The following is a 12,656-nucleotide window of genomic DNA, read 5'->3' on the forward strand; positions in this document are numbered from 1 at the left end:
ATTTCCATGTTGCGTGACGCGTCAGTCCCAGTGGTGATGGCGGTGGCTGCGCTTGATCACGACGACCTTGTTGCCGCGATGATGCCCGCGATGCCAGCCGTGATCATGATGCCTGCGATACTCGGCGCGGGCGCCGTACGGGCCGTGGTGATGATGGTGGTAGCCGCTGCTGCGCTTGATCACCACCGTTTCCGCACTTGCCAGAGTGGGCGCCGCGATCACGATCGCACCGAGAGCCGCAACCAGATAACCAAGCTTCTTCATGCTGTCCTCCTCCAAACGAATGCACATCTAAACCGCAGATCTGCACGAACGTTCCGGAGGAACGGCGAGAGAATTCTGAATGGATGTTCAGGCGAAGGCGTGTCAATCGCAGCGCTGCTGCGCGGGCGTCGGTGCACCGGTTGCGACGTATTTGCCGTCCCTGATCGTGTACTCGCCGCGCTCGCTGCGATTGTAGATCGCGCGCAGGCTGCCGTCCTTCTGCAACAGCAACCCGAATTCGCGCGCCTGATGCAACGAGGGGAAGTAGACCATCACATTGAGCAGACCCTCGGCATTGACGGTGGCGGACACCACCTCGTTCTCGTCCCTGGCCTCGCCGAAATTGCGCCGGTACATCACCCGGCCGTCTTTCCGGATTTCGTAAGTCAGGAGCGCCCCCTTGTCGCGGTCGGGCCGGGTCGCGCAATCGACCGCCCACGAGCCCAGCAGGCCCCATTGCTCCACGGTCGCGGCCAGCGTCTCGGCACTGGCCGTGGAGGTGAACGCGGCCCACAGCACCGCAGCCGCGATCCAGCGGCCCGAACAACGCATCATGTCCTGAAAAACCCCGCCTCGACGAATTTCAAAGTCTAGCATCCCGCGCGCCGTCGTCCACGGCCGCGGTCGATCGCGCGCGAATTTGATCCGCGTCAATGAGACCGGCCGCAGCGAGGGTAGGATGGCAGCTCCGAAGGCGAACGTGGATACACCAATGCTGAATCAAGTCATGGATTTTGCGGGCGAAGTGCTGCCGGGGAGCTGCGCCGTGCCGCCCTATTCGGAGACCGCGTTTCTGGCCGAGCTGGGCGACCGCCTGAGGTCCTCGCGCACCCGCTGCGACCTGTCGCGCCGGGAGCTTGCCCGCCGCTCCGGGATTTCCGAGCGCTACATCGCCCAGATCGAGGCGGGCAAAGGCAATGTCTCGATCGTCCTGCTGCTGCGGCTGGCCTCCGCGATCCACAGCAGCCAGCCACAGGCGGCGTGACGCTCCGAGGTGACCGCCATGGGGCAGCTCGTACTCGCGGCCAAGGTCACCCACGTTCCATCATTGATGCTGTCGGAGCAATCAGGCAGCCCGCTGCGGGCCGCCCGCGAGCCGGCGGTCAGCTCCTTGCGCGAGCTCGGCCGGCGGGCGAAGGATCGCGGCGTCACCTGCTTCGTGGTGTTCGACACCCACTGGCTCTCCAATTTCGGCTACCACATCAACGCCAATGCGCGGCATCGCGGCTCATTCACGAGCCATGAAGCGCCGCACATGATTCAGGATCTGCGCTACGATCTGCCGGGCGATACCAGCCTCGCCGAAGCCATTGCGGGCAGGGCCGGAGACGCGGGCCTCAACGTCATCGCGCATCGGGTGGCCAGCCTCGGGCTGGAATACGGCACCATCGTGCCGATGCACTACATGAATCCCGATGGCTTTGCGAAGGTGGTCTCGATCGCCTCGCCGCTGTTCACCTCGTTCGAGGAGAGCCGGATCCTCGGTGAAGCCACCCGGCGGGCGATCGACCAATCCGGCGAACGGGTCGCCGTCCTCGCCAGCGGTTCGCTTTCGCATCGGCTCTGGCCCAACAAGAAGCTGGGCCCCGAGGCGTGGACGTCGGTCGCCAGCGAGTTCAACCGCCAGGTCGATCTGCGCGTGCTCGAGCTGTGGCAAAGCCGCCGCTACCGCGAATTCCTCGACATGCTTCCGGACTATGCCACCAAGTGCAACGGCGAAGGCGGCATGGCCGACACCATCATGCTGTTCGCCGCGCTTGGCTGGTATGACTACCGCGGCACGGCCGAGCAGCTTTGCGACTACTTCCCATCCTCGGGCAGCGGCCAGGTCAACGTGGAATTCCACGTCGAGACGTGAGGGCCAGTTCAGCGCTGGTCGTAAGGTTCGAAGATTTGGTCGCGGCCGGCTGACCAGGCTTCGGAATTCGATGGGAGGTAGCTCACCATGGTCACGATCTGATCCCCATTCGATCGATCCATCCAAAGAAACCCATAGGTCCGTTTCGGCGATCTGATTCTTCGTGGTCCTTCGAACTGGTCGGGAGCAATCTTGCGTCTCGCGCACTCTTGCCGGAAAGCAAGCATTGCTTCTTTACGAGCGCTCGCTTCGGTGCTCGTTGCGAAGTCCAGGATTTCGGAAGCAACGATCACCAGACCAAAAGCCACGAGGATTCCGAGTATCCACGATGCGATCCGTGCCGGCCGTTTCATCTACGCCTTTGCCTTCTCCACATTGCCGCTGCGCGCCGGCACGCCGAACTCCTTGCGGCACACTTCGGCCAGCACGGCGACGCCCTCGCGGATCTGCTGGTGCGTGGGGCTGCCGAAACAGAGCCTGAGCCGCGAGGCGGAATGGCCCTTGTTGGTCGACCATTCCGGTCCCGGATTGATCGAGACGCCGGCAGCGAGCGCGGCCTGATACAGCTTCAGGGTGTCGACCTGGTCGGGCAGCTTGACCCAGAGGAAGATGCCGCCCTTGGGCTCCTCGAATTCGGCCGCGGTCCCGAACTGCTCGTTCAGGGCTTCCATCAGCGTGTCGAGCTTGGTACGCAGCGCCTTCGTCAAGGCCGGCACGTGGGTTGCAAAATGCGGCTTGCAGTAGCTGGCGAGCACCATCTGCTCCAGCGCACCGGAGCCCGCATCCGTCTTCAGCGCCAGCATCCGCGACATCACCTCCCAGGGCGCCACGACGAAGCCGACGCGCAGCGCCGGCGCGATCGATTTCGAGAACGAGCCGATATGGATCACGCCGCCGCTCCTACTCATCGCGTAGATCGCGGGCGGCCGCTGCCCGGACCAGATCAGGTCGGCATAGCAATCGTCCTCGAAGATCGGCACGCCATATTCGGTCGCGAGCCGGACCAGCTCGGTGCGGCGGCTCTCGGGCATGATGCTGCCGGTCGGATTCTGCACCGTCGGAATGGTGTAGATGTATTTCGGCCGGATGCCGCGGCGCTTCAGGTCGGCCAGCGTGGAGGCCAAGAGGTCCATGCGCATGCCGTCCTTGTCGAGGGGAATGCCGACGACGTTGACGCCGAGGCGCGCCAGCCGTGTCAGCGAGCCCTGATAGCTTTCCTGCTCGAAGATCACGGTGTCGCCGCGCGTCAGCAGGGTGGCGTTGACGAGGTCGAGCGCCTGCAGCGAGCCGGAGACGATCAGGAGGTCGTCGACCGTGCAGCTGATGCCGGCATCGCGCTTGAGTTTCGTCACCAGGAATTCGCGCAAGGGCAGGTAGCCCTGCGGACCATGGGCGAGCCCGTAGGTGGCGAGCGAGCGTCCCTCGCGCCGCAGCACCGTGTCGGCCGCTTCGATCAGCTCGTCGAGCGGCAGCTGTTCGGAATCATTGTTGCCGCCGACGAAGCTGTATTTGGCAAGGCCCGCCCAGCGCGCAGAAGGGGCCGGCAGCCCTGCTGGAAACAGGGGCGCGAAATCGAAGCTGGACGTCATGGGAGCGTTCCTCGTTTTGTTCTTGTTGAGCGTCGGCTTTGCACCGGCCGCCTGACTTCCTGCCGGCCGTCCTGGTCGGCCGTCTCACTGCCTAGTGGCCGTCCTGGTCGGACGGCCCTGGCTGATGAAAGCGTAATGCGCGTTGGCGATGCCGCCAACCATCAGGGCTTCGACCACCGGCTCGGCGATCTCGCCCGTGGCGGCCCAGTCGACCAGAAAATTGGCGCCGGTCCCGCCGCGTACGTCGTCGGTCGGAATGAAGATCGAGACGGTGGCGAGGGGCCGTAGCGCCACCGGCGTCTTCAGATAGCTCTCAACCTGCTTGCCTGCGGTGTCGAAATAGGCGATGCGTTTGATGACCAGCGGCTGGGTCTCGGAGGCATTGTGTACGCTCAGCGTCACCGAGAAGTCGACACGCAGCTTGCCCTGGCTCATCGCGACGCTGGAATAGGCGGGCACGTAGAAACCGCCGGAGAGGGCGAGGCCTTCCTTCGGCAGCGGGGTGAGCGATTCGGCAAAGCTTTGTTCGATATTGACCTTGGATTGCGCGGCGGCGGGCAAGGCAAAGGCAAGGGGACCCAGCAGCATGGCTGTGATGAGCCCATTCCGCATGTGACGAATTGCTCGCTTGCCGCACCGCAACCCGTCTCTAGGGTGCGGCAAAACGGACCAATTTGGCATGCACGAGCTTATTCGCGACATCACTCTCTCTATCCTGTTTGCCTGGATGCTGGGCCTGCTCGCCCATTTCGCCCGGCAACCGCTGATCCTGGCCTACCTTATCGCCGGCTTCTGCATAGGTCCATTCGGCGCCGGCTGGGTCCATTCGCAGGAATCGATCAGCGTCATCTCCGAGCTTGGCCTGATCTTCATGCTGTTCATGATCGGGCTCGAGATCGACCTGAAGAAGATCGTGCGGGCAGGGCGGGTGATCCTGTTCGCGGCGGGCAGCCAGTTGCTCGGCGGCTGTCTGCTCGGGGTTCTGTTCTTCGTCGGCATCGGCCTGTCGATCGGCGGCGGGCATTTCGATGCGGTCTATCTCTGCGTCGCCTGCGCGCTGTCGAGCACGGTCATCATCGTCAAGGTGCTCTACGAGAAGCGCGAGCTCGACACGCTGCCGGGACGAATCACCCTCGGCGTGCTGGTGCTCCAGGACATCTTCGCCATCCTGTTCCTGGCGGTGCAGCCTAGTCTGGCCAACCTCGAGGTCAGCGTCATCCTGCTCTCGATCGGCCGCGTCGCGGTGCTGGTCGCGGCCACGCTCCTGGTCAGCCGCTATGTGCTGCCGCGCGTCTTCCATCAGATCGCCCGCCGGCCCGAGCTGATTCTGCTCGGCGCGCTGGCCTGGTGCTTTCTGGTCGCCGAGACCGCGTACAGGCTGTCGCTGTCGCGCGAGATGGGCGCCTTGATCGCGGGCGTCTCGCTCTCGACCTTCCCCTACGCGCTCGACGTCACCGCCAAGGTCACCACGCTCCGCGACTTCTTCATCACGCTGTTCTTCGTTTCGCTCGGCATGACCATTCCCGTGCCCGGCCTCTCGGTGATCAGCCTTGCCTTGATGATCGCGGCGTTCACCGTGGTGAGCCGCCTCGTCACCACCTTCACGCCGCTCTACCTGATGAAGCAGGGCTTGCGCGCCAGCCTGTTGCCGGCGCTCAACCTCGCGCAGATCTCCGAATTCTCGCTGGTGGTGATCCAGACCGGCGTCGCCGACCACCACATCGCAGCCGAGACGGCGAATGCCGCCTCCTTCGCCTTCGTGGTGCTTGCGGTGCTCTCGACCTTCGTGATGACCCGCAGCGACGAGATCACCCGCTGGGCGATCGGCCCGCTGAAGCGGATCGGCCTGCGCGATCTCGACCACGGCAACGGCCATGCCGAGGAGGGCCACGAGGGTGGCCACGGCGAGGCCCGCCGCATCGTCATCCTCGGCTTTTTCCGTGCGGCGAGCGCGCTTTTGGCCGAGATCGAACGGCAGACGCCGGTGCTGCTCGAGCAGATCACCGTGGTCGATTTCAACCCCAATGTGTACCAGACCCTGCTCTCGCGCGGTTTGCACGTGATCTACGGCGACATCAGCAATGTCGACACGCTGATCCACGCCGGCATCGGCAAGTCCGAGATGATCATCCTCAGCGTGCCGGATTCGCTATTGAAGGGCGCCACCAACGAGAAGCTGGTCCGCCACGTCCGCGCGCTCAATCCGACCGCCCTGATCGTCACCACGGCGGACCTTTTGGCCGACGTCGACGCGCTCTACGAGGCCGGCGCCAGCTACGTCACCGTGACCCGGCTCAGCGATGCACATGAGCTGTTTACGGTGATCGAAGCCGCCCAGGCCGGCCTGCTCGACGACAAGCGTGCCGAGCTCGATCAGCGCCTCGGCGAGCGCCGCGAGGTGCTGCCCTGACGGCGCCGGGCCGCCTTCCTTGCCGCCTTCCTTGCGGGCAATCCGCGCCTATATCGCCGGTAATGCCCGGTGCAAGCCTGAAACCGATCGGCAGGCCCGCCCTCAGGCATATGTGGTTGCGCCGGGGAGACTAGCGCCCCGACCCAAGTCCGGCTAAGCCTCCCGGCCATAACCGATAGAGATTGGGACATGCCCGATAGCGTTCAGGAAGTCTTGCAGGCCTTTGCCCGGGGTGAGCTCGTGGTCGTCACCGACGACGAGGACCGCGAGGGCGAGGGCGATCTGATCGTTGCCGCCTCGCTCTGCACCGCCGAGAAGATGGCGTTCATCATCCGCCATACCTCCGGCATCGTCTGCGCGCCGGTGACGACCGAGGACGCGCGCCGGCTGCGGCTCGATCCGATGGTCGCCCACAACGATTCCGCGCACACCACCGCGTTCACGGTCTCGATCGACTACAAGCCCGACGGCGGCACCGGCATCTCCGCCGATGAGCGCGCCTCGTGCTGCCGCGCGCTCGCCAATCCCAATGTCGGCGCCAACGACTTCGCCCGGCCGGGCCACATCTTCCCGCTGATCGCCAAGGACGGCGGCGTGCTGCTGCGCTCCGGCCATACCGAGGCCGCCGTCGACCTCTGCAAGCTGTCCGGCCTGCCGCCGGTCGGCGTCATCAGCGAGCTCATGAACGACGACGGCAGCGTGATGAAGGGCGAGCAGGTCGCGCAGTTCGCCGCCAGGCACAAGCTCAAGCACGTCACCATCGCCGACATGATCGCCTACCGCCAGGCGCGCGAGAAGCTGATCGAGCGGGTCTCGACCTTCGTCACCGACAGCCCGATCGGTCCCTTGCAGGGCTACGCCTACCGCTCGCCGTTCGATTCCATCGCCCACGTCGCCTTCGTCTACAACGGGGTCGGCGACGGCAAGAACGTGCTGACGCGCTTCCACAAGCCGAACATCGTCAAGGACACCTTCACCGGCCACAAGCGCATGGCCGCCGTGCTCGAGCATTTCAAGAAGACCGGCCGCGGCGTGCTGGTCTATTTGCGCGACGGCGCGGCCGGCGTGCCGGTGTCGCCGCTGCCGGACGAGACGTCGACGGAGGCCGACCGCAACCGCCAGTGGCGCGAGGTCGGCGTCGGCGCGCAGATCCTGCGCGACCTCGGCGTGACTTCGATCCGGCATCTCACCTCGTCGGTGCACGACTACAAGGGCCTGTCGGGTTTCGGCATCGAGATCGTCGCCAACGAGCAACTCGAAATTTGACCGCATCGTTTCCGGTTCGCACCGCTGCGCGACCCGGAATGACCGAGACCAGGATGCAATTGCACTTGTTGCTCCGGCGCTTTACTTTGTCGGGCAATCATCGACGGAACCAGACGCGAAAGGACGTTTCATGAGCGTGCGCCCTCAGGCCAAGGACAAGCCGGCTGCGGCTTCTTTCCAGTGGGACGATCCGTTCCTGCTCGACGAGCAGCTCACCGAAGACGAGCGCATGGTGCGCGACACCGCCCGCGCCTATGCCCAGGACAAGCTGCTGCCGCGCGTCTCCAAGGCCTATCTCGAGGAGAAGACCGACCGCGAGATCTTCAACGAGATGGGCGAACTCGGCCTGATCGGCATCACGCTGCCGGAAGAATATGGCTGCGCCAATGCGAGCTACGTCGCCTATGGCCTCGTCGCGCGCGAGATCGAGCGGGTCGATTCCGGCTATCGCTCGATGAACTCGGTGCAGTCCTCGCTGGTGATGTACCCGATCTACGCCTATGGCGACGAGAACCAGCGCAAGAAATACCTGCCCAAGCTCGCCAGCGGCGAGTGGGTCGGCTGCTTCGGCCTGACCGAGCCCGATGCCGGCTCCGACCCGGCCGGCATGAAGACCCGCGCCGAGAAGGTGTCGGACGGCTATCGCCTCACCGGCAGCAAGATGTGGATCTCGAACGCGCCGATCGCCGACGTCTTCGTGGTCTGGGCCAAGTCGGCCGCGCATGACAACCAGATCCGCGGCTTCGTGCTGGAGAAGGGCATGAAGGGCCTCTCCGCCCCGAAGATCGGCGGCAAGCTCTCGCTTCGCGCCTCCATCACCGGCGAGGTCGTGATGGACGGCGTCGTGGTCGGCGAGGACGCCCTGCTGCCCAACGTCTCCGGCCTCAAGGGTCCGTTCGGCTGCCTCAACCGCGCCCGCTACGGCATCTCCTGGGGTGCGCTGGGCGCCGCCGAGGACTGCATGCACCGCGCCCGTCAATACACGCTCGACCGCAAGCAGTTCGGCAAGCCGCTCGCCGCGACCCAGCTGGTGCAGAAGAAGCTCGCTGACATGGAGACCGAGATCGCGCTCGGCCTGCAGGGCTCGCTCCGCGTCGGCCGTCTGATGGACGAGGGCAAGTTCGCGCCCGAGATGATCTCGATCATGAAGCGCAACAATTGCGGCAAGGCCCTCGACATCGCCCGCACCGCCCGCGACATGCACGGCGGCAATGGCATCTCGATCGAGTATCACGTGATGCGCCACGTCCATAACCTCGAGACGGTCAACACCTACGAGGGCACTCACGACGTCCACGCCCTGATCCTGGGCCGCGCGATCACGGGCATTCAGGCGTTTTTCTGATTTGGTTCTCCGTCATTCCGGGGCGATGCAAAGCATCGAACTATGGTGCGCACTTGCGCACCTGAGAATCTCGAGATTCCGGGTATGGCCCTCGCGGGCCATCCCGGAATGACGTCAAAGAACAAAGAAGAAGCCATGTCCGACAATGACGACGTCCCGTTCAACCGCAATTTTCCGCTGAAGCCCGGCATCGTCGAGGAGGTTCGTCCCGGCGTGCGGCGCGTGCTCTGCAACAATCCGAGCCCGTTCACCTTCACGGGCACGGTGAGCTACATCGTCGGCAAGGGCAATGTCGCGATCATCGATCCCGGTCCCGACGATGCCGCACATGCGGCGGCGCTGCTCGATGCCGTGCGCGGCGAGACCGTGACGCACATCTTCGTCACCCACACCCATCGCGACCATTCGCCGAACACCGCGCGCATCAAGCAGGCGACGGGTGCGCCGGTCTATGCCGAAGGCCCGCATCGCGCCTCGCGGCCGCGGTTCGAGAGCGAGAAGCACAATCCGGAATCCGGCGTCGACCGCGATTTTGCCCCGGACGTCAGCCTCGCGCATGGCGACGTCGTGGAAGGGGACGGCTGGCGGCTCGAGGCCGTCGCAACGCCCGGCCACACCGCCAATCATCTGGCATTCGCCTGGCCCGAGCGGAAGTTCAACTTCGTCGGCGATCACGTGATGGGCTGGTCGACCTCGATCGTGGCGCCGCCCGACGGCTCGATGATCGACTACATGGACTCGCTCGACCGGCTCGCGGCCCGCGAGGAGGATCTCTATTTCTCGGGCCATGGCCCCGAGATTCCCGAGGGCCAGCGCTTCGTGCGCTTCCTCATCCGGCACCGCAAGGCGCGCGAAGCCTCGATCCTGCACCGGCTTGCCAAGGGCGAGACCGATATCCCGACCATGGTCCGCGCGATCTATATCGGTATCGATCCGCGCCTGACGACCGCGGCCGGTTATTCCGTTCTGGCGCATCTGGAAGACCTGGTCGCCCGCGGCGTGGTGGCGACGGATGGGGATCCCGTGATCGGCGGGACCTATCGGATGGCGGTCTAAACTCTTGTCATTCCGGGGCGCGCGCCAGCGCGAACCCGGAATCCATCGGGCCGCAGTATTGGTGAATGGATGGATTCCGGGTTCGATGCTGCGCATCGCCCCGGAATGACGGCGGGAGTCACTTCTTCACCGTCTTCGCCGGCGCCTTGGGCGGCGCGACCGGGGTCTTCTTCACCGGCTTGAGCGCGTCGGCATCGGCGGCGGTGTTGAGGTCGTCGATGAACTTCTTGACGCGCGCGGCATTGCTGCCGAGGTCGCGGTCGAAATTGCGCGAGGCGGAGCGGATATCGACGCGGGAATCATCGCCATCCGGCACCACCCTGATCGAAACGTCTTCGCGGAAGCCCATGATTGGCGTGCGCGCCACCGCCTCGATGCGGCCGATGCGGCGCGGCGGCTGCGGTGCGCGCTCGTCGATCACGATCCATTTGCGCTTGTGGACGAGCTGGAGGGCGATCGCATAGGCGCGGTCGGCCGAGATCTCGAGCTCGATGGGCTCGATATCGGGATAGAAATGGCGCTGCTGCTCTGCCGAATAAAGGCCGGCATAGACCGCACTGTTGGTGCCCTCGCCGGTGCGCAGGCGTGCCAACGCGTCGAAGCGCGGCGGATCGATCGGGTCGGTGGTGATGTCGTAGATCGACGGCAGCTTGCGGTATTGCAAGGCCAGATAAGCGGGGTAGGCGAGGATCGCCGCGTCGATCAGGAAGGCGAGGAGGATGCGCGCCATGCCGCGGGAGCCGTTCTGCCAGATCGCGGCAAAGCCGGCGAGCCCGAACAGGATCGAGAGGCCGGCGATGGCGACCCCGCCGATGAACGTCGCCAGCGCCGGCTTCGGCTCCAGGAAATCGAAGCGGACGATGATGATCGACACCACCACCGCCACCACCGCGAACACGGCCAGATTGCGCGCCCAGCTCGCGAGGCTGGACACGGGCTCCGACTGGTAGGGAGCGGAAAACCTGCGGGCCATCGGGAAAAGCTCTGCCGGGGTTGGCGATGCCGGCCGATCTGGCGCGACGATGCGCCGTTGAGACCACGGCGCTGGGGCAAATTCAAGGGTTCCGGATACGCCCAAGCCGTCATGCCCGGGCTTGTCCCGGGCATCCACGTTCTCCGCGCCGCGGGAAAGGGCGTGGATGGCCGGGACAAGCCCGGCCATGACGTCGTGGAGGCTTCAGCAAGTCAGACGCTGACGCCCCTCCAGGGAGGGTGGCACCAGGCCCGCTACGCCGCCGCGTTCGGGAAGCGGTAATCCCTAAACTGGTCGCGCAGCGCCGTCTTCAGGATCTTGCCGGTGGCGGTGTGCGGGATGCCCTCGACGAAGGCGACGTCGTCGGGCATCCACCATTTGGCGATCTTGCCGTCCATGAATTTGAGGATGTCCTCGCGCGTGGCCTGCTGGCCCTGCTTGAGCTGCACGATGAGGAGCGGCCGTTCGTCCCATTTCGGGTGGAACACGCCGATCACGGCGGCTTCCGCCACGGCGGGGTGGCCGACCGCGAGATTTTCGAGGTCGATCGAGGAGATCCACTCGCCGCCGGACTTGATCACGTCCTTGGAGCGGTCGGTGATCCGCATATAGCCGTCCTCGTCGATGGTCGAGACGTCGCCGGTGTCGAAGAAGCCGTCCTCGTCGAGAATATTGCTATCGACGCGGTAATAGGCCTTGGCGACGGCGGGCCCGGAGACCTTGAGGCGGCCGAACGTCTTGCCGTCCCAGGGCAGCTCCTTGCCGGCATCGTCGGTGATCTTCATCTGCACGCCGAACGGCGCATAGCCCTGCATCTGCAGCACGTCGAGCCTGGCGTCGCCGGTCGCATTCTGGAACGGCGGCTTCAGCGCCGCGACGCTGCCGATCGGGCTCATCTCGGTCATGCCCCAGGCGTGGCGGACGTTCGAGCCCATGTCGAGGAACGCCTTGATCATCGAGCGGGGCATCGCCGAGCCGCCGCAGATCACCATCTTCAGCTCCGGCAGCTTGAGATTGTTGGCGGCCATGTGCTGGAGCAGCATCAGCCACACCGTCGGCACGCCGGCGGTGTGCGTCACCTTCTCGGTCGAGAGCAGCTCATAGACCGAGGCGCCGTCGAGCTTGGCGCCCGGCATCACCAGCTTGGTGCCCTGCGAGGGCGCGGAGAAGGCGATGCCCCAGCTGTTGGCATGGAACAGCGGAACCACCGGCAGCATTGTCTCGGACGCACTGGTGCCGAGCGCGTCGACATTGTTGGCCATCAGCGCGTGCAGCACGTTGGAGCGATGCGAATACAGCACACCCTTGGGATCGCCGGTCGTGCCGGAGGTGTAGCACATCGCCGCCGCCGTGTTCTCGTCAAAGTCCTTCCATTTGAATTTGCCGTCGGCCTGCGCAATCCAGTCCTCGTAGGCCACCGCGTTCTTCAGCGTGGTCTCCGGCATGTGAGCCTTGTCGGTGAGCACGACGTAGCGCTCCACGCTTGGCAGCTTGTCCGCGATCTTCTCCAGGATCGGAACGAAGGTGAGATCGGTCATCACGATGCGATCCTGCGCATGATTGATGATCCAGGCGATCTGTTCCGGGAAAAGGCGGGGATTGACGGTATGGCAGATGGCGCCGATCCCCATGATGCCGTACCAGACCTCGAGATGGCGCCAGGTGTTCCAGGCGATCGTTGCGACACGGTCCCCGAGCTTGATGCCGTCGCGCTCCAGCATCTGCGAGACCTTGAGCGCGCGCTTGTGGATCTCGGCGTAATTGGTGCGATGGATCGGTCCCTCGACCGAGCGTGTGACCACCTCCTGCTTGCCATGAATCCTGGCGGCGTGTTCGATGATCCGGTGGCAGAGCAGGGGCCAATCTTGCATCAAACCAAGCATTCCGACGTTCCT

The 12,656-nt window shown here is 64.9% G+C and carries 13 protein-coding genes; 6 read left to right on the forward strand and 7 right to left on the reverse strand.

Translation table 11 applies throughout. The annotated features are described in order from the left end of the window. Positions 1-21: 21 nt before the first annotated feature. Both BDOA9_RS14260 and BDOA9_RS14265 read right to left on the reverse strand, forming a co-directional pair. Positions 22-264 (reverse strand): hypothetical protein, encoded by a 243-nt coding sequence (locus tag BDOA9_RS14260; RefSeq protein ID WP_025034619.1) that lies wholly within the window; start codon positions 262-264, stop codon positions 22-24. A gap of 102 nt (positions 265-366) precedes the next feature. Next, on the reverse strand, positions 367-819 hold the full coding sequence (locus BDOA9_RS14265) for a hypothetical protein (protein WP_025034620.1): 453 nt from the start codon (positions 817-819) through the stop codon (positions 367-369). A 157-nt stretch (positions 820-976) separates the two neighbouring features. Between BDOA9_RS14265 and BDOA9_RS14270 the strand changes: the two genes are divergently transcribed. After that, on the forward strand, positions 977-1,249 hold the full coding sequence (locus tag BDOA9_RS14270) for a helix-turn-helix domain-containing protein (protein ID WP_018648688.1): 273 nt from the start codon (positions 977-979) through the stop codon (positions 1,247-1,249). A gap of 18 nt (positions 1,250-1,267) precedes the next feature. Beyond that, a complete protein-coding gene (gene hpaD, locus BDOA9_RS14275) occupies positions 1,268-2,122 on the forward strand; it encodes a 3,4-dihydroxyphenylacetate 2,3-dioxygenase (RefSeq protein WP_025034621.1) in 855 nt (284 codons plus the stop codon). A gap of 8 nt (positions 2,123-2,130) precedes the next feature. Here hpaD and BDOA9_RS14280 read toward each other — a convergent pair whose 3' ends face one another. From BDOA9_RS14280 to BDOA9_RS14290, 3 genes are all read right to left on the reverse strand, one after another. Beyond that, the gene (locus BDOA9_RS14280; RefSeq protein WP_025034622.1) at positions 2,131-2,475 is read right to left on the reverse strand and encodes a hypothetical protein; all 345 of its coding nucleotides are present in this window, start codon (positions 2,473-2,475) and stop codon (positions 2,131-2,133) included. After that, entirely contained in the window at positions 2,476-3,711 is a 1,236-nt protein-coding gene (locus BDOA9_RS14285; RefSeq protein ID WP_025034623.1) for an aminotransferase-like domain-containing protein, read from the reverse strand. A gap of 84 nt (positions 3,712-3,795) precedes the next feature. Continuing rightward, a complete protein-coding gene (locus BDOA9_RS14290) occupies positions 3,796-4,323 on the reverse strand; it encodes a DUF3124 domain-containing protein (RefSeq protein WP_025034624.1) in 528 nt (175 codons plus the stop codon). A gap of 67 nt (positions 4,324-4,390) precedes the next feature. Here BDOA9_RS14290 and BDOA9_RS14295 point away from each other — a divergent pair, with 67 nt between their 5' ends. The 4 genes from BDOA9_RS14295 to BDOA9_RS14310 all read left to right on the forward strand — a co-directional run bounded on the left by BDOA9_RS14295 (position 4,391) and on the right by BDOA9_RS14310 (position 9,788). Continuing rightward, entirely contained in the window at positions 4,391-6,121 is a 1,731-nt protein-coding gene (locus tag BDOA9_RS14295) for a cation:proton antiporter (protein WP_025034625.1), read from the forward strand. Positions 6,122-6,310: 189 nt separating this feature from the next. Continuing rightward, on the forward strand, positions 6,311-7,387 hold the full coding sequence (gene ribB, locus BDOA9_RS14300; RefSeq protein WP_025034626.1) for a 3,4-dihydroxy-2-butanone-4-phosphate synthase: 1,077 nt from the start codon (positions 6,311-6,313) through the stop codon (positions 7,385-7,387). A 130-nt stretch (positions 7,388-7,517) separates the two neighbouring features. Continuing rightward, positions 7,518-8,732: an acyl-CoA dehydrogenase gene (locus BDOA9_RS14305; RefSeq protein WP_025034627.1), complete on the forward strand. Its 1,215-nt coding sequence runs from the start codon at positions 7,518-7,520 to the stop codon at positions 8,730-8,732. A 135-nt stretch (positions 8,733-8,867) separates the two neighbouring features. Continuing rightward, positions 8,868-9,788 carry an MBL fold metallo-hydrolase gene (locus BDOA9_RS14310; RefSeq protein ID WP_025034628.1) on the forward strand — a complete coding sequence of 307 codons (921 nt, stop codon included), beginning with the start codon at positions 8,868-8,870 and terminating at the stop codon, positions 9,786-9,788. A 118-nt stretch (positions 9,789-9,906) separates the two neighbouring features. Here the strand turns inward: BDOA9_RS14310 and BDOA9_RS14315 are convergent, their stop codons facing one another. Continuing rightward, positions 9,907-10,761, reverse strand: coding sequence for a DUF1499 domain-containing protein (locus BDOA9_RS14315; RefSeq protein WP_025034629.1), 855 nt, complete (start codon positions 10,759-10,761; stop codon positions 9,907-9,909). Between the two features lie 254 nt (positions 10,762-11,015). Further along, positions 11,016-12,644 carry a fatty-acid--CoA ligase gene (locus tag BDOA9_RS14320; protein ID WP_025034630.1) on the reverse strand — a complete coding sequence of 543 codons (1,629 nt, stop codon included), beginning with the start codon at positions 12,642-12,644 and terminating at the stop codon, positions 11,016-11,018. Positions 12,645-12,656 lie beyond the last annotated feature (12 nt).

This window comes from Bradyrhizobium sp. DOA9 (assembly GCF_000617845.2).
Taxonomy (GTDB): Bacteria; Pseudomonadota; Alphaproteobacteria; order Rhizobiales; family Xanthobacteraceae; genus Bradyrhizobium.

Bases quoted from the DNA above. Each gene is read 5' to 3' on its own strand.
- BDOA9_RS14285 (WP_025034623.1), bottom strand. From the start codon at position 3,711: ATGACGTCCAGCTTCGATTTCGCGCCCCTGTTTCCAGCAGGGCTGCCG.
- hpaD (WP_025034621.1), top strand. From the start codon at position 1,268: ATGGGGCAGCTCGTACTCGCGGCCAAGGTCACCCACGTTCCATCATTG.
- BDOA9_RS14295 (WP_025034625.1), top strand. From the start codon at position 4,391: ATGCACGAGCTTATTCGCGACATCACTCTCTCTATCCTGTTTGCCTGG.
- BDOA9_RS14260 (WP_025034619.1), bottom strand. From the start codon at position 264: ATGAAGAAGCTTGGTTATCTGGTTGCGGCTCTCGGTGCGATCGTGATC.
- BDOA9_RS14280 (WP_025034622.1), bottom strand. From the start codon at position 2,475: ATGAAACGGCCGGCACGGATCGCATCGTGGATACTCGGAATCCTCGTG.
- BDOA9_RS14270 (WP_018648688.1), top strand. From the start codon at position 977: ATGCTGAATCAAGTCATGGATTTTGCGGGCGAAGTGCTGCCGGGGAGC.
- BDOA9_RS14310 (WP_025034628.1), top strand. From the start codon at position 8,868: ATGTCCGACAATGACGACGTCCCGTTCAACCGCAATTTTCCGCTGAAG.
- BDOA9_RS14265 (WP_025034620.1), bottom strand. From the start codon at position 819: ATGATGCGTTGTTCGGGCCGCTGGATCGCGGCTGCGGTGCTGTGGGCC.
- ribB (WP_025034626.1), top strand. From the start codon at position 6,311: ATGCCCGATAGCGTTCAGGAAGTCTTGCAGGCCTTTGCCCGGGGTGAG.
- BDOA9_RS14290 (WP_025034624.1), bottom strand. From the start codon at position 4,323: ATGCGGAATGGGCTCATCACAGCCATGCTGCTGGGTCCCCTTGCCTTT.
- BDOA9_RS14305 (WP_025034627.1), top strand. From the start codon at position 7,518: ATGAGCGTGCGCCCTCAGGCCAAGGACAAGCCGGCTGCGGCTTCTTTC.
- BDOA9_RS14320 (WP_025034630.1), bottom strand. From the start codon at position 12,644: ATGCTTGGTTTGATGCAAGATTGGCCCCTGCTCTGCCACCGGATCATC.
- BDOA9_RS14315 (WP_025034629.1), bottom strand. From the start codon at position 10,761: ATGGCCCGCAGGTTTTCCGCTCCCTACCAGTCGGAGCCCGTGTCCAGC.